Origin of the sequence: Microcoleus vaginatus FACHB-2002 (assembly GCF_040004035.1) — a bacterium.
Taxonomy (GTDB): Bacteria; Cyanobacteriota; Cyanobacteriia; order Cyanobacteriales; family Microcoleaceae; genus Microcoleus; species Microcoleus vaginatus_C.
In genome coordinates this window covers 1-22,767 of sequence record NZ_JAMPLN010000014.1, presented here as the reverse complement: position 1 = coordinate 22,767, position 22,767 = coordinate 1, and the positions used below count along the sequence as shown (strand labels likewise).

General features: G+C 45.6%; 24 protein-coding genes. 7 read left to right on the top strand and 17 right to left on the bottom strand.

Going from position 1 to position 22,767, the window contains the following annotated elements:
- Window positions 1-51: 51 nt before the first annotated feature.
- Window positions 52-864: an acyl-CoA desaturase gene (locus NDI35_RS13940; protein ID WP_445313255.1), complete on the bottom strand. Its 813-nt coding sequence runs from the start codon at window positions 862-864 to the stop codon at window positions 52-54.
- A gap of 80 nt (window positions 865-944) precedes the next feature.
- On the opposite strand from NDI35_RS13940, the gene NDI35_RS13935 reads away from it, so the two are divergent.
- A complete protein-coding gene (locus tag NDI35_RS13935; protein WP_445313254.1) occupies window positions 945-2,192 on the top strand; it encodes a methionine gamma-lyase family protein in 1,248 nt (415 codons plus the stop codon).
- Here NDI35_RS13935 and NDI35_RS13930 read toward each other — a convergent pair.
- The 6 genes from NDI35_RS13930 to NDI35_RS13905 form a co-directional block, all read right to left on the bottom strand.
- Complete coding sequence (locus NDI35_RS13930; protein WP_445313253.1) at window positions 2,182-2,919, bottom strand: DevA family ABC transporter ATP-binding protein; 738 nt, start codon at window positions 2,917-2,919, stop codon at window positions 2,182-2,184. The genes NDI35_RS13935 and NDI35_RS13930 overlap by 11 nt on opposite strands.
- Window positions 2,920-2,980: 61 nt before the next feature.
- Window positions 2,981-4,135 (bottom strand): ABC transporter permease DevC, encoded by a 1,155-nt coding sequence (gene devC, locus NDI35_RS13925; RefSeq protein WP_445313252.1) that lies wholly within the window; start codon window positions 4,133-4,135, stop codon window positions 2,981-2,983.
- A gap of 41 nt (window positions 4,136-4,176) precedes the next feature.
- The gene (locus NDI35_RS13920) at window positions 4,177-4,509 is read right to left on the bottom strand and encodes a DUF2834 domain-containing protein (RefSeq protein ID WP_333210506.1); all 333 of its coding nucleotides are present in this window, start codon (window positions 4,507-4,509) and stop codon (window positions 4,177-4,179) included.
- 46 nt (window positions 4,510-4,555) lie between these two features.
- Window positions 4,556-5,188, bottom strand: coding sequence for a Vat family streptogramin A O-acetyltransferase (locus tag NDI35_RS13915; RefSeq protein ID WP_445313251.1), 633 nt, complete (start codon window positions 5,186-5,188; stop codon window positions 4,556-4,558).
- A 34-nt stretch (window positions 5,189-5,222) separates the two neighbouring features.
- On the bottom strand, window positions 5,223-6,728 hold the full coding sequence (locus NDI35_RS13910; protein WP_445313250.1) for an efflux RND transporter periplasmic adaptor subunit: 1,506 nt from the start codon (window positions 6,726-6,728) through the stop codon (window positions 5,223-5,225).
- Between the two features lie 9 nt (window positions 6,729-6,737).
- Complete coding sequence (locus NDI35_RS13905) at window positions 6,738-7,319, bottom strand: TetR/AcrR family transcriptional regulator (protein WP_333210500.1); 582 nt, start codon at window positions 7,317-7,319, stop codon at window positions 6,738-6,740.
- A 320-nt stretch (window positions 7,320-7,639) separates the two neighbouring features.
- On the opposite strand from NDI35_RS13905, the gene NDI35_RS13900 reads away from it, so the two are divergent.
- The 4 genes from NDI35_RS13900 to NDI35_RS13885 all read left to right on the top strand — a co-directional run bounded on the left by NDI35_RS13900 (window position 7,640) and on the right by NDI35_RS13885 (window position 9,410).
- Window positions 7,640-8,101 carry a GNAT family N-acetyltransferase gene (locus tag NDI35_RS13900; RefSeq protein ID WP_445313249.1) on the top strand — a complete coding sequence of 154 codons (462 nt, stop codon included), beginning with the start codon at window positions 7,640-7,642 and terminating at the stop codon, window positions 8,099-8,101.
- Window positions 8,102-8,150: 49 nt separating this feature from the next.
- Entirely contained in the window at window positions 8,151-8,522 is a 372-nt protein-coding gene (locus NDI35_RS13895; protein ID WP_445313248.1) for a DUF2237 family protein, read from the top strand.
- A gap of 145 nt (window positions 8,523-8,667) precedes the next feature.
- Complete coding sequence (locus NDI35_RS13890; protein ID WP_445313247.1) at window positions 8,668-9,087, top strand: XisH family protein; 420 nt, start codon at window positions 8,668-8,670, stop codon at window positions 9,085-9,087.
- On the top strand, window positions 9,075-9,410 hold the full coding sequence (locus NDI35_RS13885; RefSeq protein WP_445313246.1) for a XisI protein: 336 nt from the start codon (window positions 9,075-9,077) through the stop codon (window positions 9,408-9,410). Before NDI35_RS13890 ends, NDI35_RS13885 begins: the two co-directional genes overlap by 13 nt.
- 69 nt (window positions 9,411-9,479) lie before the next feature.
- Here NDI35_RS13885 and NDI35_RS13880 read toward each other — a convergent pair whose 3' ends face one another.
- The 3 genes from NDI35_RS13880 to NDI35_RS13870 form a co-directional block, all read right to left on the bottom strand.
- Window positions 9,480-9,902 (bottom strand): leucine-rich repeat domain-containing protein, encoded by a 423-nt coding sequence (locus tag NDI35_RS13880; RefSeq protein ID WP_445313245.1) that lies wholly within the window; start codon window positions 9,900-9,902, stop codon window positions 9,480-9,482.
- A gap of 186 nt (window positions 9,903-10,088) precedes the next feature.
- Complete coding sequence (locus tag NDI35_RS13875) at window positions 10,089-11,123, bottom strand: M28 family peptidase (protein WP_445313244.1); 1,035 nt, start codon at window positions 11,121-11,123, stop codon at window positions 10,089-10,091.
- Between the two features lie 98 nt (window positions 11,124-11,221).
- The gene (locus tag NDI35_RS13870) at window positions 11,222-12,424 is read right to left on the bottom strand and encodes a Coenzyme F420 hydrogenase/dehydrogenase, beta subunit C-terminal domain (protein ID WP_445313243.1); all 1,203 of its coding nucleotides are present in this window, start codon (window positions 12,422-12,424) and stop codon (window positions 11,222-11,224) included.
- Window positions 12,425-12,821: 397 nt separating this feature from the next.
- Here NDI35_RS13870 and NDI35_RS13865 point away from each other — a divergent pair, with 397 nt between their 5' ends.
- Window positions 12,822-13,382: a hypothetical protein gene (locus tag NDI35_RS13865; RefSeq protein ID WP_445313242.1), complete on the top strand. Its 561-nt coding sequence runs from the start codon at window positions 12,822-12,824 to the stop codon at window positions 13,380-13,382.
- A gap of 135 nt (window positions 13,383-13,517) precedes the next feature.
- Here NDI35_RS13865 and NDI35_RS13860 read toward each other — a convergent pair whose 3' ends face one another.
- From NDI35_RS13860 to psbZ, 6 genes are all read right to left on the bottom strand, one after another.
- Window positions 13,518-13,778: a hypothetical protein gene (locus NDI35_RS13860; protein ID WP_445313241.1), complete on the bottom strand. Its 261-nt coding sequence runs from the start codon at window positions 13,776-13,778 to the stop codon at window positions 13,518-13,520.
- Window positions 13,779-13,780: 2 nt separating this feature from the next.
- Window positions 13,781-13,966 carry a hypothetical protein gene (locus tag NDI35_RS13855; RefSeq protein WP_445313240.1) on the bottom strand — a complete coding sequence of 62 codons (186 nt, stop codon included), beginning with the start codon at window positions 13,964-13,966 and terminating at the stop codon, window positions 13,781-13,783.
- Between the two features lie 90 nt (window positions 13,967-14,056).
- Window positions 14,057-15,544 (bottom strand): DEAD/DEAH box helicase, encoded by a 1,488-nt coding sequence (locus NDI35_RS13850; protein WP_445313239.1) that lies wholly within the window; start codon window positions 15,542-15,544, stop codon window positions 14,057-14,059.
- Between the two features lie 774 nt (window positions 15,545-16,318).
- Complete coding sequence (gene rimO / locus NDI35_RS13845) at window positions 16,319-17,629, bottom strand: 30S ribosomal protein S12 methylthiotransferase RimO (RefSeq protein ID WP_333059616.1); 1,311 nt, start codon at window positions 17,627-17,629, stop codon at window positions 16,319-16,321.
- A 213-nt stretch (window positions 17,630-17,842) separates the two neighbouring features.
- Window positions 17,843-18,436 (bottom strand): 6,7-dimethyl-8-ribityllumazine synthase, encoded by a 594-nt coding sequence (ribH, locus tag NDI35_RS13840; RefSeq protein WP_333209091.1) that lies wholly within the window; start codon window positions 18,434-18,436, stop codon window positions 17,843-17,845.
- A 220-nt stretch (window positions 18,437-18,656) separates the two neighbouring features.
- The gene (gene psbZ, locus NDI35_RS13835; RefSeq protein ID WP_190735314.1) at window positions 18,657-18,848 is read right to left on the bottom strand and encodes a photosystem II reaction center protein PsbZ; all 192 of its coding nucleotides are present in this window, start codon (window positions 18,846-18,848) and stop codon (window positions 18,657-18,659) included.
- 316 nt (window positions 18,849-19,164) lie between these two features.
- Between psbZ and NDI35_RS13830 the strand changes: the two genes are divergently transcribed.
- Window positions 19,165-22,101 (top strand): CBS domain-containing protein, encoded by a 2,937-nt coding sequence (locus NDI35_RS13830; protein ID WP_445313238.1) that lies wholly within the window; start codon window positions 19,165-19,167, stop codon window positions 22,099-22,101.
- Between the two features lie 404 nt (window positions 22,102-22,505).
- Here the strand turns inward: NDI35_RS13830 and NDI35_RS13825 are convergent, their stop codons facing one another.
- Complete coding sequence (locus NDI35_RS13825) at window positions 22,506-22,679, bottom strand: hypothetical protein (RefSeq protein ID WP_445313237.1); 174 nt, start codon at window positions 22,677-22,679, stop codon at window positions 22,506-22,508.
- Window positions 22,680-22,767: the final 88 nt, after the last annotated feature.

Here is a 22,767-nt window from a genome sequence, read left to right as displayed (position 1 = left end):
AGCCATTAGTCCAGAACTGATGAGCGACAACCAATGACTAATTGCCGATCGCTATTTTTCTGCTAATTTCACTTTGGTTGCCAAACCCAGCGATTGCAGCAATTGAATTGTCATCCAGGTGAAGTCGATTTCCCACCATTGGAGACCGTGGCGAGCCGAGTATTGAAAGGCGTGGTGGTTGTTGTGCCAGCCTTCGCCGTAGGTGAGCAGAGCCACCCACCAACAGTTGGTCGAGCTATCGCCCGACTCGTAGGTGCGGTAGCCGAATTTGTGGGTAGCGCTGTTAACCAGCCAAGTGCAGTGGAACACCACCACGATCCGCATAAACACGCCCCAAACCACGAAAGACCAGCCGCCTAATAAATAAAGCAACACACCGAAGACAACTTGGATGGGGATAAAATATGCTTGGAGAAACTTGTATACTGGGTCGTCGCCGATGTCTTTAGTAAAGCGGGGGATTTCAACTCTGATCGGGAGATCCGACAGCATCCAGCCCATGTGGCTCCACCAGAAGCCTTGATTGGAATCGTGGGGATCTGTTTCGGTGTCGGAATGTATGTGGTGTAACCGGTGCATTCCTACCCAGTCGATCGGGCCACCTTCACAGGAAAGGGTACCGCAAATAACTAGAAAATACTCTAGCCATTTCGGTGTTTGAAAACTGCGGTGGGTGACGAGGCGGTGATATCCGAGAGTAATTCCTAAACCACCTGTTACCCAATGCAGGAATACTGCTAGCCCGACCGCAGACCAGCTAAAATTACTCGGCAGCAAAGCAAATAAAGCACCGATGTGCAGAAAGGCCATAAAGCCTACGACAGGCCAATCAGGAGAAGTTTTTTTGGAAGTTGCAATCGTCATGAATATATTATGTTTACAAACTAGGGGCCGCATCTACGCCATAATGAACAGCGCGCACGCAAAGGGTGAGCGAGGTATAGATGAATAGCGTTTCACGGCTACAGGAAGCAGAACAGGCACTCTTTCAGATTTTTTCTGGTATTGACACTACAGTCAAGCAAAATCTTCAACGAGTCTTAAAAGCTTTTCGCAGCCACCGGGTTGGAGTCCACCATTTTGCAGGGGTTACGGGTTACGGCCACGATGATTTGGGTCGGGAGACTTTGGACGGCGTGTTTGCCGAAGTGGTAGGGGCAGAGGCGGCGGCTGTCCGGGTACAGTTTGTTTCGGGTACTCACGCGATCGCCTGTGCTCTTTTTGGCATCCTACGTCCTGGTGATGAAATGTTGGCAGTGGCTGGTTCTCCCTACGATACTTTAGAAGAAGTGATCGGCTTGCGGGGGCAAGGTCAAGGTTCACTGCTTGAGTTTGGCATTAGTTACCGTGAGTTGCCTCTAACTGGGGAAGGAAGTTTGGATTGGCAGGCACTGAGCTCTACTATTTCAGCAAAGACTCGCCTGGTTTTTATCCAGCGCTCTTGCGGCTATTCTTGGCGGTCGAGTTTGTCTATTTCTGAGATTGAAAAAATCGTCGCCGTAGTCAAACATCAGAATCCTAACACAATTTGCTTTGTTGATAATTGTTACGGGGAGTTTGTTGATGATTGCGAACCTACTGCTGTGGGTGCCGATCTGATGGCTGGTTCTTTAATCAAAAATCCGGGGGGTACGATCGTCCCTGCGGGCGGTTACGTCGCCGGGAGGGCTGATTTAGTGGAGGCGGCAACTTGTCGCTTGACGGCGCCGGGAATCGGCAGCAGCGGCGGCGCAACTTTTGATTTGAATCGGTTGCTGTTTCAGGGTTTGTTTATGGCTCCCGGTTGTGTGGGGGAGGCGATGAAGGGAAATCATTTGACGGCTTATGTTTTTTATAAGTTGGGTTATCGAGTGAATCCTATGCCTTTGGCTAGAAGACGAGATGTGATTCAGGCGATCGAATTCGGTTCTGCTGATAAGTTAATTGCTTTTTGTCGGGCTGTTCAGCAAAATTCCCCCGTCGGTTCCTATTTAGATCCGGTGCCGGCTCCGATGCACGGGTATGAAAGTCAGTTAGTGATGGCTGGGGGTACTTTTATTGATGGGAGTACGTCGGAGTTTTCGGCTGACGGGCCTCTGCGGGAGCCTTACGTGGCTTTTTGTCAGGGGGGGACTCATTGGACTCATGTATCTATCGCTCTTGAAACTGCGATCGAGGCTGTGGGCCCAGCAAATAAAGTGACTAATCACTAATTACCAGAGGCGGATTTGTTGCCAAACGGCCGTCTTCCATGTAGATAATTCGATCGGCAATATCGAGAATGCGATTATCGTGCGTTACTAGCAAAATCGTGCAGCCTTGTTCTTTTGCTAGTTTTTGCATAATTTCTACGACATCTCGCCCGGATTTTTTGTCTAAAGCGGCGGTTGGTTCGTCCGCTAAAACTATTTTAGGGCGGCTAACTAACGCGCGGGCGATCGCAACTCTTTGTTTTTGCCCTCCCGACAAATTTTCGGGGTAATAATTAGCCCGCTCTCCTAAACCCACTGCTTCTAACATAGCTATTGACAAAGCATCCATATTCTGATTTAGCATTTCTGTGTGCAGTTCCAAAGACATTCGCACGTTTTGCTTGGCTGTCAAGAATGTCATCAAGTTATGTGCTTGAAAAATATAGCCAATTTGCTTTCTGAGTTTAGTTAACTGAGTTTTGCTAGCTCCGTGTATTTCTTGCCCAAGAATTTTGAGACTGCCTTCTTGAGCCGAACGCAGCCCACCTAACATTGTCAATAAAGTTGTTTTGCCGGAACCAGAGGGCCCCGTCATAATGACTATTTCTCCGGGGTTGATGTCGAGATTTATGTCAAATAAGGCTTGTTTTTTGAGAGAGCCTTGACCGAAGTAATGGTTGAGGTTTTGGACTGAAATTACTGGTTCGGTTGCGGTAGTTGGGTTAGCGGGAAAATTTAGGGTTTGCATGGTGATTTTTGGGAGTTTTTTTGACCGCAGATGCAGGCAGATTGACGCTGATGGACGCAGATTAGAAGATGTCTGCAGGGTCGGCTGATTGGAGTTTGCGGAGGGCGAGGGCGCCGGAACCGGTACACATCACGATCGTCAAACTTAACACTACAACCGCTCGATTTGTGGTCATCGCAATTGGCAGTAAAGTGGCAGATTGTGCTAGCGAATACAGCCCGTTGGCTAAAACAATTCCCGGCATAAAACCTAATACAGCTAATAGCAGAGCTTCCTGAATTAAGACTCCGACTAAATAGCGATCGCTATATCCCATTGCTTTTAAAGTCGCATATTCCGCTAAGTGATCGGAAACGTCCGAGTAAAGAATTTGGTAAACAATAATCAGACCAACAACGAATCCGATAATTGTACCGAATCCGAAAATAAAGCCGATCGGAGTAGCATTTGCCCAATAAGCTTTTTCAATTTCTGCAAATTCTGCTAGGGTTAAAACTTTGACATCATCGGGCAATATAGCTTTGAGCATTGACTGGGTTTTTTTGATATCGGCATCGGGTTGTAGGTTGATTAAGCCGACATCAACTTGATCGGGTGTGCGATCGGGAAATAAGTTCATGAATGTAGAATCGCTGGCAATGACATTGCCGTCAGCCACGAAGGAAGTACCGAGAGTAAAGACTCCTCCTACTTGAATATTGCGTTTATTGAGTTCAGTTTCGAGGGTAGATTGTTTGTGAAAAATATTGGCAATTTCGCCGTATTCAGGTCGAGAAGATTGGTCAAACAACACATGATTAAACATTTGAATTTGAGGCAATTTTTGATTGACATCAGGCAAATTAAATGTTATGTTGCCGGGGTCGATTCCAAAAATTAAAATCGATCGAGTAGTGCGGGTTGTGGGATTTCGCCACTCTCCCATACCAATATATAAGGAAGTAACGGATTTTACTCCTTCTACTCCTTGTGCTTGGTAAAGTCGCTCTCGGTTGAAGTCTTTTACCGCAGCAAAAGTTTCAAATTGAGGATTGATTAAAACTAAATCTGTCTGTAAACTTTGGTGTGGCTTAACGGCAGAATCGAATAGTGCATCTTGAAACCCCAGTTGCACAAAAATCAGAATATCTGCAAAGGCAATTCCTGCTATAGCAACAGCGAGGCGGGTTTTTTCTCTCGTTACTTGCAACCAGGCAAGGGGTGTTTTGCGAAACATAAATTTGGGGAATTGGGAATTGGGAATTGGGAATTGGGAATTTATTGTTGGTTATTTAAAGCTGTTTCTTCAAGTTTGCGTTGTCGCATTAGGAGAAATAAAGGCAAACCCAGGGATACACCAACCAGTAAAGTGGCAATATAAATCCACAAGTTTTTCATTCTCAGACGCGAACCTTCGCTAAATACAAAAAACAAAAAAACCACGGCAGAGACGATTACATCCATCCCAAAAAAGCCGGATATTTGATTTGCAAACAATTGTCCGAAGAAAGCGTTAATATTCAACCCTTTTTCTAAGAGAAACGGGACAAACTGGGAATACGGTAAAGCAGTGCCCAGAATACAGAGAACTAAGTATGCAATTTGAAGCATTGGGAAACCTCCAGGTTGTTAATTTTAAATCGCTATATTTTCGAGTTTACTCAGCATTACTGAGCGCTTTAATATCAGATTGCATAATTAAGTTAATGTTGCGAGAAATCTTGTCAATTTCCCAATCCCACCACCGAATTTCTAATAGTTGTGCAACTTCAGCATCGCTGAAACGCTGTCTGATTGAATGTGCGGGGTTTCCACCTACAACTGTGTAAGCGGGAACATCTTTTACTACAACTGCTTTGGCGGCAACGATTGCACCGTCGCCGATTTTGACTCCCGGCATAATCACCGATTCATAGCCGATCCAAACGTCATTGCCGATCGCAGTATCGCCTTTACTTGGCAGTTCGATTAATAGATTCATGGCTGTTTCCCAACCATTCCCAAAGACGGGAAAAGGATAGGTAGAAATGCCGTCTAATTTGTGATTTGCACCGCTCATAATGAATTTGACGTTAGTGGCGATCGCACAAAATTTACCAATAATTAATTTGTCACTGCCGTAATTGTAAAGTACATTTTTCTCAAAGTTTTCTGGCTCTATTGGATCGTCATAATATGAGTAATCGCCGACGATAATATTGGGGGATTTTATGAAGTTTTTGATAAAGCAAACCCTGCGCTGGTCTGCCATCGGATAAGGTCGGTTTGGGTTGGGGCCAAATTCTGCCATAACTTTCAATCCTCCAAGGTTTTTAGTAAAGACTTTAGTTTTGTTTAATTGCTACTTGTACCTGCAAATTGGTCAATCCCGCAACTTGTTTGCTAGCTTCAGGATTCAGGTGAATTTTTACTTCCACTACTCGGCTGTCCAAGTTTTCTCCCGGTTGATTGCTAAACACATTTTGTTTGCTTACTTTTAACGCAATCTCTTTGACAGTTCCCTGCAACTCTCCTGAGAATGCTTGGCTAATAACCGCTGCTTTTTGTCCTAGCTTAATTTTGCTGATGTCGGTTTGATAAATTTCCGCAACGACTACCATTTGGTCAGTTTTTCCTAAGTCTATAATGCCGTCATCGCTTATTTTTTCACCAGCGCGAGTATGAATTTTCAGAATTTTTCCAGCATTTGGCGCGCGGATGGAAGCTTGATTTAACTCGGTTTGGGCGCGCTTCACTTGGGCGATCGCACTTTCGATCTCAGCTTCGGCTGCTTGCACGTCCACGGGGCGCACTTCGGCTATTTTGTCAAGAGTTGATTTCGCTTCTTCTAGTTGTTCGATGCCAGTTTCTTGAATGCGTTTGAGTGTTGCTTGAGCTTCGTTAAGCTGCTGGATTGATGTACTGTTAATGCGAGTTAGGTTTGCTTCTGCTTCGTTAATTTGCTGTTTGGCTGTATTGTTAATGCGATCGAGGTTTGCTTGCGCTTCTTCAAGTTGCTGCTTTGCCGTATTATTAATTCGGCTGAGATTAGCTTGTGCTTCTTTAATTTCCTGGCGACTTGTTTCTAATGCCAGCCGCTTAGTATCTCTTACGGATTGAGAAATTGCACCTTCACCCGCGAGTTGCTGATGTCGGAAATCTTCAGCTTTAGCATTATTAAACTCGGCTTGCAATTTGTCGATCGCTGCTATTTGTGCAGTTTTTTCTCCTTGCCATTGTGCCGCTATTCGGCTAATTGTTGCCTGTTGTGCTTTCCTCTCCCCTTGCCACTGGGCCGTGATTCGGCTGATAGTTGCCTGCTGTGCGGTTCTGTCGCCTTGCCATTGTGCTTGCAGGCGATCGACTGTTGCTTGTTGTGCAGTTTTGTTGCCTTGCAGTTCCGCTTCTAGCTTGGCAATTGTGGCAGATTGTGCGGCAAGTTCTCCAGACTTTGCACCAGCTTTTACTTGTGCTAAACGGGATCGAGCAACTTTGACTTTCTCTTGAGTTTCATCTAAAACAGATTGCAGCCGATCGCGCGCATCCAAAATAGCGATTAGTTGTCCTGCTTTGACTCGATCGCCCTCTTTGACTAAAAGCTGGGAAATGCGATCGCCATCTAAACTCTGCGATACTCCCAAGCGAACCACTTCTCCTTGCGGTTCCAATCTTCCCAATGCCGTTATTTTCCTCGGTGGTGGTATTTCCGCACGCAAAGGTTCAGTATTTTTAGCCAACGGTGCAAACTGAGAAATCCCATAAAAAGCTGTACCGCTGGTAATGATGCTGGCAGCAATTGCCATTCCGATTACTAATCTATTTTTAGGTTCTATCCAAGCTTGAAAATTCATACTTGTCCTCTACTTGCAGCTATTTTTGTCTAAATAAGCGAGCAACATCTCTTTTAATAAAGTCCATTGTTCTGCAACAGATATTCTTTCACCTTGATAAAACCTTCTTACCAGCAAACCGTCACCATAACAGATGATAAATCTAGCGATTGCTGGATCTGAGATACCTAAGTAGCAACTGACTGCCTCTTCGTAACGCTTTCCCGATTCCTGAAGTGCTTGATTGCTGTCAATCTCTTGACGAGTTTTTTGTTGGCAAAACTCAAATGTCATTAACAGACTTTTCAGGATGTAATCTTCATTTTTGCTGAAGTAATCCATCAGTTTTTCAACTTTTTCTGCTAAAGTTGGCGGATTTCCCAGTTCGGCAATTGCTTCTTCTTTTGTATCTTCATAGCTCAAGTATTCAATTAACTGCTCGAACAAACTTTCTTTACTCGGGAAGTAGTGATAAAGGGTTCCTGTAGAAACTCCGATTTCTGACCCAATTTCCCGCATAGTTACTGATGAGTAACCTTTTTCGGCAAATATGTCAAAGCATTTGTTTAGTAGTTCTTTACGGTATCGATCGCGGTCAACTATTTTTGGCATGGGTGAATAGATTTTAGATTTTAGATTATCTAAAGTCTAAAATTTATTGGTCTGATAATTCTATATCGAACGTGCGATATAGTATCAATCACTACAAAATTGATTTTTTGGGTCAGCGGGCAGGATTGATATATATCGAACAGTCGTTATATTTAATAGAACACAGAGTAGTAGAGTTTGTCAAGGGCTAGGGAAGAATTTTTTGGTCGATCGCCCTGCAAGAAATGAGACAAAATGGTAAAAGCCAACATCCATCCGTGTTGCGAAGCGGTTAAAAATCCCAAATTAATATTAAAGAAGCGATCGCAGTGAGATAATTTATGAGAGTACGAACCTACGAAATCGGTGATACCCAACAAATTGTAAAACTGTTTTACGACACGGTACACGAAGTAAACATCCGCGATTACACAAAAGCACAAGTAGATGCTTGGGCACAAGCAGATATCGATATTGAAAGTTGGACTAAAAGTTTAAGCAGTAAATTTACTTTCGTAGCAGAAGAGGGTGAGAAAATTGCAGGTTTTGGGGAATTAGAAGCAAGCGGCCATATCGATCGCTTTTACTGTCATCAAGATTTTCAAAGACAAGGAGTTGGCAGGCTAATTTTAAAACAAATTGAGTCACAAGCCAAAGACTTAGGAATTAACAAGTTATTTACCGAAGCCAGCATTACAGCTCGATCTTTTTTTGAAAGCCAGGGATTTATTGTGATTAGAAAACAAGAAGTAGAACGCAGAGGACAAAAATTCATCAACTTTGCGATGGAAAAAAATATATAAACAACGATTTGTGTAAAATTAGATCGAAGAGTTTTACTCAGGAGTTGCGATGGTGACGGAAGCTACAAATGTGCTGGGCGGAAAGTTAGAGACTTGCTGCACTTCGCCCATGACGGGGTATTATCGGGACGGCAAATGCAATACAGGTGGTGGCGACTTTGGGGCTCACACTGTTTGTGCTCAACTGACAGAAGAGTTTTTGCAATTCACAAAGTCGAATGGAAATGATTTGAGCACTCCGGTTCCCGAATTTAACTTTCCCGGTTTGAAGCCTGGGGATTGCTGGTGCTTGTGTGCGTCTCGGTGGAAGGAAGCAATGGATGCGGGAGTTGCGCCGCCTGTGGTTTTGGCTGCGACTCACGCCTTGACTTTGGAATACGTTTCTTTGGATGAATTGAAGCAGCACGCTGCTGATTTCTAGGAAGGGAGGTGCGATGGGGTTCTTATACAAACTGTAGGGTGCGTCAATTGGTGTTATTTTTTCAATAGTTCAGGCGTTCTTCACTGACGTATCCTACAAGTTTACTCCAATCAGTTAAGATAGGTTTAGAGGTGAGGTATAACGAGTGTCAGCTAAGGATCTATTTCATAATGCTGTGAAGCGAGGTCTTGAAAAATCTGAGTGGGTGGTTACTCACGATCCTCTCAGGCTAGAATTTGCTGAGAATGAGAGAGTCGAAATCGATTTGGGAGCTGAACGACTCATCGGTGCGGAAAAATCAGGAAAAAAAATTGCAGTAGAAGTCAAGAGTTTTTTAAGCGCTTCAGCTCTCTCTGATTTTCATACCGCGTTGGGACAATTTTTAAATTACCGTTTAGTCTTAGAAAAGCTCCAACCCGATCGCACTTTATATTTGGCAGTTCCCATCGCAACTTACGAATCTTTTTTCAGTCGGGAGTTACCTCAAGCGTCGGTTAGACAACATCAAGTCAAGCTTATTGTGTATAACCCAGTTCAGGAGGCAATAGTCACATGGATCGACTAGAGCATTACCGTCAGTGCATTCAAAAACTCCTAATTGAAGACAGCAAGATAGCACCAATTAACGGAGAAATTGAGGTAGAAACAATTTTTGATCGAGAAAACGATCGCTATCTAGCCATCGATTTAGGATGGGACGGACACCGCCGCGTGTATAACTGTGTGTTTCATTTGGATATTAAAAATGGCAAAATCTGGATTCAGCGAAATCAAACTGACAGGCAGATTGCTGATGAATTGGTAGAAATGGGAGTACCAAAAGAGGATATTGTGCTAGGAATTCAGCCACCATATGCGCGTGAATATACAGGATTTGGAGTTGCATAGTAATACAAAATGTGGTTTGATTCGCGACTGAAATATTTAAGTGCGAGCGGGTGTAATTCTACTAAATTTTTAGGGTTCAGTTTGTGGTTCCCACTGACATATAGACTCTGGTTTGAGAGGGCAAGTTTTGGGAGGTATCGGATTTCCGCTGAGCATGATTTCAGTCAGGTTAGTCAAGGATTCTAGGGTTTTGATGTCGCTGATTTGATTGTTGTAGAGGGAGAGATACGTGAAACTCGAAACTTTCTGATTAGCCGCATCGCACTCAGTAGTCCCTGCTTCCTTCAACAGCACATCAACAGTATGTTTAACTTCAGGAGTCAAAGAAGCGCGATCGCGACACCAATCAGCAAATGTTCGTCTACTGTTTCCCGATCGCGTTTCTGCAGCCTTGCCAGACAGTCCATTTCCAGATAATGCTAGAAGCACACAACAAGTAAGTGCGATCGACTTTTGTAACTTCATGTGTTTCTCTACAACTATGAGTGTCATAATCTTTTACCTCTAATTTTTCCCACTGTATAAAACAAAGACACAGCCTTACCGTGTCCCTGCAAAACATCTATTAAAAACTTTCTGAATCACGTCACTCAGGCAACTTATACTAATTAATAGGTGCGCCACTTGGCCTGATATTCTCTGCCGAGCGATGATATTTCCCTGAGCCGCACTACACAACTAATTAATATCAACTCCCACCAAATCGGCCACAACTTTTTCCAATCCAGCTATCACCTTCGCCGTCCGTTCCCAGTCAACCTTATCGGGTGTATCTTGCGCCGTGTGATAGTAAGGATAGCGATAGGGAGCAGTATCTGTCACCATCAGCCCTGGATAACCATGTTGCCAAAAAGACCATTGATCGGACCAACCAACACCAGGAATGCCACCCGGAATTGCTGCACCTTCCGAAGGAAATTCAGCATGGCGGCGGAAAGATGCGATCGCCTCTCTAACCAGTTTACTTGAGGATGTATTGCCAATAAATCCGATAAAATTCCCCGATGTAGGATAAAAAAGGTTTAATGGTGCTGGATATTTCTGACTGTTTTTGGCATCTGAGTAATAACCAATTGTTTCTAAACTGAGCATCGAAACAATTTTTTCATTACGATCTCTGCATCTTTTGGCATAAACCAAACTCCCCATATCAGCAGTCCAGAAAAAAGGCGGTTCCTCATTCACAAACTCAACAAAACGCACAGTCTTTTCAGGCTTTTTACCTGCAAACATTCTCGCTAAAGCCAGCACTCCCGCCGCCCCAGTTGCGTTATCATTTGCCCCTGGACTCCCCACCACAGAATCATAATGTGCCCCAATTACAACTATTTCATCTGCCTTTTTTCCCCCTGGCATCTGCACTTCTATGTTATAATAAAATTTATCATCAATTTTATATCCTTGTCGTTCAACTTTATAGCCAGCAGCTTGAAAAGATGCTTCGAGAAAGTCAGCAGCTTCTCCAAGTTTTTTATATTGTATAAAGTTGCGCTCTCCGATTTCACCAGAGAGCTTTTCCACATCGCGCTGTAAAGCATCTCGGAGCGAGATTTCCTGTGCTGTTAAAGGAGGAATTGTCCCGCTGTAGCTTTTCCCTGGCATTGCAATCATACTCAACCATATACCACTAATCAGACTAATTAAGATTGTACTAAGGATAGCTAGTCTAGTTAACGTTCCGCGATTCCATAATCCGATTGTTCCCAAGTGCATTTGTTTTCTATCTTTTGCTATCCTTGAGTATTAGAGTGCGTCAGTTAGCGTTATTTTTTCAAGAATCCCACAAATCCTGACTGACGCACCCTACAAGTTTACACATCTGGCAACTTATACTGCCCGACAATCCGCTTAGCATATTCCGGCACATGACCCTCTAATTTCTCCGGGTAATTCCGCTTCACGTACAGATAATTGCGAGTGAAATGAGAATCAATTGAAAAACGGGCATATTCCAAACCCTTCGGCCCAATTCTCTCAATAAAAACTCCCATTAACTTCGCCGCCCACATCGGCAAAGTCACCCCTTTTTCATAAGCCGGAATGCTTTGCTGAACCGCCTCTTTTCGGTTTCCCTGAGACATCACGGGCTGAGTATTTAGCTGATCCGTTACCAAATCTAACATTTCTTGCCCGGTGTCATTTCGCACCACAATCCACTGCCACCCAAAGGGTGCTCCCATGTAGCCCACAACTAAATCTGCTAAAGAATTCACATAATCAAAACAGCTCAAACAAGAAGGAGCAAAAACATCTTTCAATTCCTTAGTATTCAGCCCGAAAAACGGCACTTTTTCTTCCGAACCATCTTCGTGTTTGAAGTGAACGTTAAAGTCTTGCATAAACTCGTAAGAAACCACCGTTTCAGGAGAGCGGCTAGTCGTGTCTAGGAATTTCTGCAAGCCTGCACGGCTGACATTATCTACACAGGGAGTTCCTAAAACGTAGAGCTTTTCTAAACCGAGTTTTTTCTCGACTGTTCGCAAAGCTTGAATTTGACAGCCGACACCAATTACTAACAGCCGCTTCATCCCAGATTGTTCGATTTGTTCTAATACTGAAAGGTTGGGAGAGAGAGTTGGTTTGTTGACTTTTGCTGCCAGAATTTCTTCGCGATTTCTAGCAATAATCGGCATCGGTTGAAAGCGGTCTTCTTTAGTATTTTGGACGCAAACAACGCCTTCTACAATTCCTTTTTCGAGCATTTCAATGGCAATTGTGCTGACGATTCCCGTCCACTGAGCGCCCTCGATCGGCTCTTTTTTCCGAGCAGCCATCATATTTTGACTGACTCCGAAATACCAATCGTCGGGATTGTCGAGATTGCGCGATCGCCCGTGAATCTCTTCTTCTAATTCCGCGATGTGCTGTGTTAAGAAAGCACAAGATTCCTTGACATAATGGATGTAATATGTATCGCACAAACCGCACTCGCTGCAAAGTTCTTTAGCGGGGCGGCGGCTACCCGGTTTGAGGGCTTTGGATTTTTGGTGCTTAGTAGAATCTGTTGCGGTCATCTAAATTACTTATTTTATGCAGATATGGCTTTTGTTAGGATATCACAGCAATTTCCGTTGATTTACCTCCTTTATTCTTTCTTTCAGTCCTCGCAGGCGGACGCAAGCTTGTGCGGGAGAAAATTCGGTTCGCCCGAAATTGGCGGTTTTCAAAGCTTAAAAAATATTAGTCAGGACTTACCTAGCTTGCGCTAGAAACCCAGTTTCTTGCTGAATACGTCGCTGTTAAACCTAAGATTTATGGTAAAAACCGGGTTTCTTTGTGTAGTTTTGGTAAAAAAAATTCGGTTTCAGAGGATCGCCGTGCGTCTAGGAGTGTTTGTATAAGTCCTATTAGTATCAATCCGGATCTAGCGGGCGATCGCGCGAATACATTGCCAAATAAAGCTATAAAAAAATGGTAAAAATGTTTGTGACAACAGCCGTCGCGGGCATCATGATGAATCTCGCAATTTCGAGCTTAGGATTTGCTGCTTTAGTGCGCCCTGTCCCCACTATGAATCAAACTGTTGTGACTCTAGAAAGAATGCTCAGCGCGACACAAAAGCCGGCGGCGCTGAACTATTCGCGCCTAGGGATTGGCGGCGTTCGGTTGGGGATGCCTGTAGAAGAGGCAAAACGTAAGTTGGGAAAACCGCAGCGCGACGAAACTAAACCTGCTGGGCCTGGCATCGGCGGCAAGATTCGCACGCTAACCTACTCAGGATTGACGGTAGCAGCATGGGAGGGCAAAGTTTATTTAGTTTCTACTACCAATCCCAAGTTTCTGACAATTGATGGTGTGAAGCTAGGAGATAACAGCCAAAAAGTCGTTAAAACTTACGGTTACGGGTCGCAATCTGTTAAAAGTGGAGTGACTCGCTTGACTTACAGCAATGACCAAAAGGCTTCTAATTTGATTGTGGAAATTAAGGGCGATCGCGTGCAAAAAATTATTGTGAGCACGCAGCTCAACTGAAATATTAAACAACTGTGCAAAAGTCCAGGTTGACAAGTTTGTAATAAGGACTTTATTCCTTATTTATTAGGATTTTGAGCCTTTCTGTGAGTTGACTGGAGGGCTTTTTCCTCATGTGCGATCGCCCGCGTCTCCTTAATCCTCTTCATCATCATCCGACAATTGTGCCATTTGCTCAGCAATTAGTGTCTGAAAATCCTCTCCGCAGTGAACGTTGAGATGGATTGCAGCACTCAGGAACTCTGCTAGAATTTCAGCTTTTTGTCGATCGCTCAAATCAGGTAACTGAAGCTGATGGATTAAAGTAATCACATTTTGACACTCTGTACCCAATTCATCAATTAACGTTCTCAGTGTATAATTAGTTACATAAATTGTCCGATCGCTAACTTGCATCTTTATTTACCCAATCGTTTTAAAGCTTGCTGAATTCCTTTCTCAAAAGCTCGAATTTCACTTTCCCAATGCCGGATTAAGCCTTCATCGGGAAAATCCTTCTCATATTCCAGTCTAATCTTTTCTCCATGTTCTGCAATCCGCTTGTTCAACGAACGAAGAGCTTTTTTGTGATTTTTATTCCCCATAGAGTCTCACACCCATAAAAAAAGTAGAGATGCGATCGATCGCATCTCTACAAAAATTCTAAATAAGGTGCACATTGTGCACCCTACCAATTAGCTGTTCTGGGGAACAGGAGCACTCGGTGCTCCAGAAAAAGTCGGCGCTGGTACAGAATTACTCGGTGCACCAGTCTTAGCCCGCTTCTTGATCAAGATTGGCTTGACGCTGTTTTCTCCACCAATCGGGGGATCTTCTTGTTGAGCGTAATCCGCGCCCATCCAAGCAGGACGACTTTGATCGAAAGCCATTTGCAAAGCAGCAGCGGCGATCGCGTGGGAGTCGTACTCCTCGGATAACTGAGACACCAGAGGCAAGAAAGATGCCATGCGTTCGCCAGCCAAAGCTTCACGAACTTTACCTTGCATCTTTTCCAACTGACGTGCTTCAATTTGCGCGCGTGTCGGAATGTTTCGTACCGTCAAGCTCGATCGAACGTGGCGTTCAATCAAGCGCAGTTTGCGGCGATCGACCGGTTGAATCAGCGTAATCGCCGTTCCTTCGCGACCAGCCCGGCCCGTGCGTCCGATCCGGTGAACGTAGCTTTCCACACTGTCGGGCAAATCGTAGTTAATCACGTGAGTCAAGTGATCCACGTCCAAACCCCGCGCCGCAATATCAGTCGCCACTACCCAGCGCACCTGACATTGGCGGAACCGATGCAACAAACGTTCCCGCTGTGCCTGATTCAAATTACCGTGATACTCGTCAACGCTGTGACCTGCTGCTTGCAGTTGGCTGGTGAGTTCTGCCGCCGACTGCCGAGTCCGCACAAAAATCAGTGCAGATTCCGGGTCTTCCATTTCTAGGATTGGCTGTAGGGCTCTTGCCTTCGACCAGCCACGGGGAATCATGTACACGCCTTGGCTGATGCGCTTGGGCGTTGCTTTTGGCTGTTCTACGGTGACGTTGACTGGGTTACGCAAATGCCGCGCCACCAATTTCCGAATGGAAGGTTCCATCGTCGCCGAGAAAAATGCCGTTTGACGTTCTTTGGGTGCAGCATCCAAGATTTTTTCCACATCTTGGATAAAGCCCATGCTCAGCATTTCGTCAGCTTCATCCAAAACCAGCCACTTTACCTTGTCTAGTTTCAGGCTGCCGCGGCTGAGCATATCCAGTATGCGTCCGGGTGTACCGACAACGACGTGAACGCCGCGCTTCAAACGCTGCATTTGACGATCGATCGATTGACCGCCGTACACTGTCAGAACTTGCAGAGAGCGACCCACTTTTACCGGGCCGTCGCTGCTGATGCCGCTCAAATCGCGGATGGCTTCAGTTACTTGCATCGCCAATTCGCGAGTCGGCGTCAGCACCAGTGCTTGCACCGCAGTCACATCTAAATCAATCCGCTCCAAGATGGGCAACGAGAATGCTGCCGTTTTGCCTGTCCCTGTTTGGGCTTGACCCACAACGTCGCGACCTGCTAACAGGTGCGGAATTGCTTGTACTTGGATGGGAGTAGGTTCTGTAAAGCCTAGTGTTTCCAGATGGAGAACGAGTTCTTCCGAAAGACCTAAGCCTTCAAACAATAAATTCATTAATGCTCCTAATAACGAGTCTTAGCCTTCTAAGTTGCCCAACTCGGATGCGGATTTCTGCTCTAGGGCAGGAACTCATAAGAGTTCTTTATGGTGCTGCGCCTGCGCGCACCTTCTTAAATAGCAATCGAGTATAGGGCAGCTCCGTCGATGGTGACTAAATTTACCAATTCGACAGCCGTCTTTGATTTTGTGACATCACCGATACCAACCGCCAGGGGTCGGGTTATAGGCTTCCAACATTCTTAAAGCAGGACATTGGACTTCCTTTGAGGTACTTGCAAGCTTTCCCTCTTAGGCATTTTATAGTGAGGATCATGACCAGCCCCACTTCACTACATAGTAGTAACAGGTTGTTTGGTTCAGGCGCTATCCCGCAATCCGTCGCCTGCGGGATTGAGCGGGGGATGGGGCGACCGTTACCGCCTATCCATCTCAACACTCTTTCGGGATACCGTTGTGGTGTAGGGCGGACGGCGAAGCAATCTCAAATTATCCCCGCTTATTTCTGGCTTGTTATCATCATAACTCTTTACATTCAGAAACAAAACATTAAATTCGTTAAAATTTTCCGATGTTCTGTAGAGATTACCGCACCCCGACGGGGAGGGTCGATTGCCAGAGAGGGGCTAAAAAAGTTTAGAACCCCTTTGCTACATATCTTTGCACAATTGTGTACTAACCGTTACTTTTGTTGCACAATCCGCTAATCATTTTTGGCTCGTGTCCGGTTTTTGTTCGCCGCACCGTCTCAGGCAACAGTTCCAGCAATACTTACACTTGACCGTAGAGGTCGTAGACATCTGCACCAGTAATTTTCACAGATACGATTGAACCCAGCCGCGCTTCTCCTGTCACATAGACGAGTCCATCTACTTCTGGGGAAAACCGAGCGGATCTACCAATCAACTCGCCTGTCTCTGGTTGTTCTTGTTCTATCAGGACATCAACTACCTGACCGACAGACTCTTGATTCTTCTTCAATGATATAGGTTGTTGTGCCGCCATTACCGAATTGCGCCGCATTTCCATTATTTCTGCTGGTATTTGCTGGGGCAAGCTGAAGGCTGGGGTTCCTTCTTCTGGCGAAAATACAAAAACTCCTACGTGATCAAATTCATGGCGCTTGACAAATTCCAGCAAGTGTGCTGCGTGTTCGTCGGTTTCGCCGGGGAAGCCAACAATAAAAGTTGTCCGCATCACGGCGCCGGGAAGTGCTGCCTTGAGCCGATCGACTATGGCATCATTGATCCCAGCTTGAAAAGGCCGATTCATCGCCCGCAGAATTTCCGGGTGCGAGTGTTGCAGGGGTAAATCCAAATACGGCAAAACGTTGGGCGTTTCGCGGATGGCTGCGACAACTTGCGGAGTCAAACCTGTAGGATAGGCGTAGTGCATGCGAATCCAAGGTACATCTACTTCACCCAAAGCGCGCAGTAGTTCGGCTAGTTTCGGTTCGCCATAAATATCTTTGCCGTAGTTGGTGGTAATTTGAGAAATTAAGATAATTTCCTTTACCCCTTCGGAGGCTAATTGCTTAGCTTCGGCGACGATAGATTCGATCGTGCGCGACCTTTGATTTCCGCGCAAGTGCGGGATAATGCAAAATGCACAGCGATAGTCGCAGCCTTCTGCTATTCGCAGATACGCGACACCTTCCGATGTCGTGCGGTAGCGGGGAGTAGTTTCGTCAGCGATGTAAGTAGGTTCTGAGGAGACGAGGGAAACTCGATCGCCCTTTTCCACCTGCTGCATAACATTGACTATTTTGTGATAGTCGCCAGTGCCGACAATTGCGACTGCTTCGGGCAATTCGTCCAGCAATTCCTGCTGAAAATGCTGTGCCATGCAGCCGGTGATGACTACTTTTTTATTAGCTTCGGCCAATTCTACCAAGGTGCGGACCGACTCTTCTCGCGCAGCTTGGATAAAACTGCAAGTATTGACTACAACATAATCAGCTAATTCTTCATTAGAATCGACTTGATAGCCCGCTTGAGCCAGCAAGCCGATCATGTGTTCGGTATCGATGCGATTTTTTTCGCAGCCGAGGTGAGTAAATGCGATCGTTGGCTTCGTTGCCATGCAGTAATAGTTAGTGTTGCGCTATTTCTAAGAACATTTTATGATATCACACTCATTGCCAATTGGCAAGATACTGGTCTAATTTGTCGATCGGCTGCGACCAGTGGAATTTTGACCTTGCGGGCGGGCCTAATCACCACCCCACAAGAGTCTTAAGATTTTTCCCGATGCAAATCTTGATGTTTTTTAGCTAAAAAATACTGCTAGCCCAACTTACGAGGGGATTTGATCCGACGATACATCCGGGGCGATCGCCAGATTTGCTTCGCCCGAAAGCACTTGAGCAGCAGACCCAGTAGTTAATCGATGATCGTAAGAGTGTGTTCCCAAACCCTTAACTTGGCGCATCAAAGTGCCCATTTCCAAAGCACTCATCGCATAATTCCAGCCCAAATTGCTTTTAATTCCAGCCCTTTCCAAAGCTTGCTGCATCGTGTCAGTCGTCACCACCCCAAAAATCACCGGCACCCCTGTCTGAAAAGCAGCAGCAGCAATTCCCTTAGCAACCTCACCAGCCACAAAATCGAAATGAGGAGTTTGGCCCCGAATTACCGCACCCAGACAAATTACCGCATCGTAGCGGTGAGAAAGAGCAGCTTGGCGCGCCACCAAAGGAATCTCAAAACTTCCCGGAACCCAAAAAAAGTCCACCTGAGAGCCATGAGGATTAATATCAACCCCGTGGCGTTTCAAACAATCTTGACATCCCTCCAAAAGTTTGTTAACCACCAAATCGTTAAAACGACCGATGACAATCGCAAATCGCAAAGATTCGGTGTGAGTAAAAGTTCCCTCGAAAACAGTCATAGTGCTCTACTTTAGATTTTAGGTTTTAGATTTTAGATTTTTGTTTGTGAGAAGGCAAAAGTCAGAAAGCTGCGGCATCTCATGTGAATCTCAAGTGCAAAAACATACAGGGTCGCGCGGTCTGGAAAATTCCTAGCTTCTGCCGAATGCCTTTCAATCGCTGGTGAATGCCTTCATCCTTCTATCTTTTACCTTCTTGATTCGATAGAGTTGGGTGAAATTAAACGACTAAAAAGTTCAATACACCCACTGCAATAACCAGCAAAAACCAGAGACCCGACCCGACATAAATCAGGGATTTAGACTGATTCCAGTTTTGGGGAGAGGCATAAGCAACTGGCACGCCAACGACCATCACAAAAGACAGCAGTACCAGACCCAGTAAAACCACTTGAAACAGAATTGATAACATCTTTTCTCCTTTCGATATAACCGTGCGTTGATCGGAAATAGTTTCCCAGAACCGAAAAAAATCTTCCAAATTCTAGTTTTTGACAGTTTCCCGATACTTGATCGAGAAATTGTCGGTTGATTGATACGAAAGAACCAGTGCAAATTCGGGCGTTGCGCGAACAGGCGTCAGCGGCTCTTAAGATTTTTATCAATTTTATCATTGTTCGCTACAGCACAGAAAACTGGAAAGGTTAACTTAAAGCCCGATCGACACATCCGGTTTCAGAGGGCGAGAAATTGCTACTGTTTGAGTTAGAGATGCGGGATTTTCGGCTATGGACTTAGTTTTGTGCCACACAACAGCAGATTTTGACGCCTTGGGGGCGGCGGTGGGACTTTGCGTGCTGCGCCCCGGTAGCAGGATCGTATTGACGGGTGGGTGTCATCCGACAGTGCGGGATTTTTTGGCGCTACACCGCGACGAGTACCCACTGATTGAACGCCGATCGGTCAATCCCCAACAAATTCGATCGATTACTATAGTTGATGCCTCCGGGCGCGATCGTTTGGGAAAAGCCGCCGAGTGGCTGGATTTGCCACAAGTAAGGGAAATTGCTATTTTCGACCACCACCTAGAGGCGCATTCAGACATCCCCGCTACTGTTACGCAGATCGAAGCAGTCGGAGCCAGCACAACATTAATTGTCGAAAAGCTCAAAAATCAAGCAGAAAACAGCGACATACCCTTCCGCCTTCTGCCTTCGGAAGCAACAGTAATGGCCCTCGGCATCCACGTCGATACAGGTTCCCTTACCTTTGAGGGCGCAACTGCGCGAGATGCAATAGCTTTGGCCTGGTTGATGGAACAGGGAGCGAGTTTGGGGGTAATAGCTGAATATGTAGAACCCGGTTTGTCTCCTCAATTGCAAGATTTGCTGAGAGAAGCGCTGAATAATTTGCGATCGGAAACTTTGCACGGTTACAGCGTAGCCTGGGTGCTGCTATCTACTGAAGCTTATGTTCCGGGACTTTCTTCGCTGGCTTCTCGCTTGCTCGATTTAACTGAAACCGATGCTCTGCTGTTAGGTAATGTTTATAAATTGGGCGAAAACGAAAACAACCGCAACATCGATTCCGAATCCCCACTTTCCAATCGATTAACTATTATCGGTCGATCGCGCATCGAAGGAACAAACCTCAGCGAATTGTTCAAACCCTTCGGTGGCGGAGGCCACGCCCGCGCCGCTTCCCTCGCCACCCGCGATGTTGATCCCCTGCTGACTTTAAATCAGTTAGCTGACGAACTCAAAACTCAAATTCCCCACCCTCCGACAGCGCGGGAGTTAATGTCGTCTCCAGTGCGGAGTATTCGCCCGGAAACATCGGTAGGGGAAGCTCACCGTATCCTCCTACGTTACGGACATTCGGGGCTTTCTGTGGTCGATGCGGGCGATCGACTCGCCGGCATTATCTCGCGCCGCGACATTGACATTGCCCTGCACCACGGTTTCAGTCACGCCCCCGTCAAGGGTTACATGAGTCCGCAGTTAAAAACGATCGCCCCAGATACCTTGCTGCCGGAAATTGAATCTTTAATGGTGACATACGATATCGGGCGCTTGCCAGTATTGGAAAACGGTCAACTGGTGGGAATTGTTACCCGGACTGATGTGTTGCGGGAATTGCACCAGCAAAAAGCGCGAGACAGGGGAAGCAATGCAGAATTGTCTTATTGTGCCGTGCCCGAATCGGTTGAGCAGTTGTTGCGATCGCGCATCAGTCCCGAATTATGGCAATTATTGTCGATCGCCGCCAATATTGCCCAAAACCGCGGCTGGCAACTTTATATTGTGGGTGGAGCAGTCCGGGATTTACTCTTAGCCACGGATGATACAGTGGCGCTAACAGATATTGATTTGGTTGTGGATGGAAAGTGCGGTTCCGACGATTCCGGTGCTGGTGTCGAGTTGGCTGCATCGCTGCAAAAACTTTACCCAGATTCGCGTTTGGACGTTCACGGTCAATTTCAAACCGCCGCGCTTTTGTGGCACAAAGACTCTGCTTTCGGCTCGCTGTGGGTGGATATTGCTACGGCTCGCACTGAATTTTATCCTTATCCGGCTGCAAATCCTGAAGTTGAAGCGAGTTCAATTCGCCAAGATTTGTACCGCAGGGATTTTACAATTAATGCGCTGGCTGTGCGGTTGGGTGCTCCTCGCAGCGGCGAATTGTTAGATTTTTTTTGCGGTTTGCTGGACTTGGAATCGAAGCAAATTCGAGTTTTGCACGCTAATAGTTTTATCGAAGATCCGACGCGAATTTATCGCGCTGTGCGGTTTGCGGTGCGGTTGGGGTTTGAAATTGAGCCGCAGACGGAAGGATACATCCGCAACGCTTTGGCCAGCGGGATTTATTACAGAATTCAGGGGGAAAACGGCCGAGCTCCGGCTTTGGAAACTCGGCTCAAAAGCGAATTGAAATACATTTTGCAAGCCCCGTACTGGAAAGTTGCTTTGCAAATGCTGGGAGATTTGCAGGCTTTGCGCTGTATTCATCCTAGTTTGGAGTTGGATAGGGAGTTGTGGCGGCAACTGCGTTTGCTCGATCGGTGTTTGCAAGGAAGGAAGAAGGAAGAAGGAAGAAGGAAGAAGGAAGAAGGAAGTTCGGCAACGGATTCTGTAACGGATGTAACGGATGTAACGGATGTCAGGAAGAAGGAAGAAGGAAGAAGGAAGAAGGAAGAAGGAAGAGATAATTCCCTATTCCCCATTCCCCATTCCCCATTTCCAATTCCCCATTCCCCATTCCCCATTATCAATATTCCCGATTGGCAGATGCGGCTGGAAGTTTTGATAGCTTATTTAGCGCCGGAATATCGCGGCAAGGTGGCTGCAAATCTTCAGTTACCTGCTGACAGTATTAAGCGGTTGGAAGTTTTGGAAGCGGGAAAGAAGCAGTTAGCAGAGAATTTGCCTAAGTGCGAGTTGCCGAGTCAATTGGTGTTGCTGTTGAGGAATTATGAATTGCCGGTGTTAATTGCGATCGCCCTACAAAGTCCGCGAAGTGCACGCCGCCAAATTTGGGAATATCTTACCAGGTGGGCGAATGTTGAGCCGCCTTTAAATGGCAACGATTTGAAGGCTTTGGGTTATAAGCCGGGGCCTGGGTTTAAACGAATGTTGGATGATTTGTTGGCGGCGAGGTTGGATGGCGATTTGGGCGATCGGGCTGCTGCTATCTCTTTCTTAGCACAACGTTATCCTCAAGCTTAGTAAGGTGCGTCAGCAGGGCGTTATTTTTTCTCTACTTGATTAGCTAATTGCTGACGCACTCTACTAAATTTTTAGTTTTAAATCCCAAACAGGCTAACCAGGCGATCGCACATTATTGATATTTGTAGAATTAAGGTGAAAAAACAGCGCGCTCCTGGTTTAATCGCAATTCTCCTTGCAAACTCACTGGATTTTATAAATGTCAGCATTTTCCATTTTAATTTCATAAAACCGCTGATCCGTCAACTAAAAACCTCAATCTTTACAAAAATTTTGTGATCGTAAAGATTCGATAAAGCTACGAGGGGTTATACCCCCTATGAGTTATAGTGACATACATATAGATGCACCCTGATGGCTTTCCCGTTCCACAAGAGCGGGATTTTTATTGGAAAAATATTGTATTAAGTTTTAATACACCTGGTAGAGATAGAATTGGTGGAACATTTGCCTAAAACGATCGCCAGATGCAAAAATAGCACAGCTAAAGCAAAAATGATGGTTCCGAGCGATCGAACATCCGCCTTAACTCTGCGAAATAACCCAAAGGCGGTAAGTAGGTCGGCGGGAAAATCCATAAGTATGTAACAAAATATTAAGTCGGGTGACTGGACTTGAATTTAATACGTTGTGTAGGGTAATCTCCTCTTTTTCCTCTAACTTCTA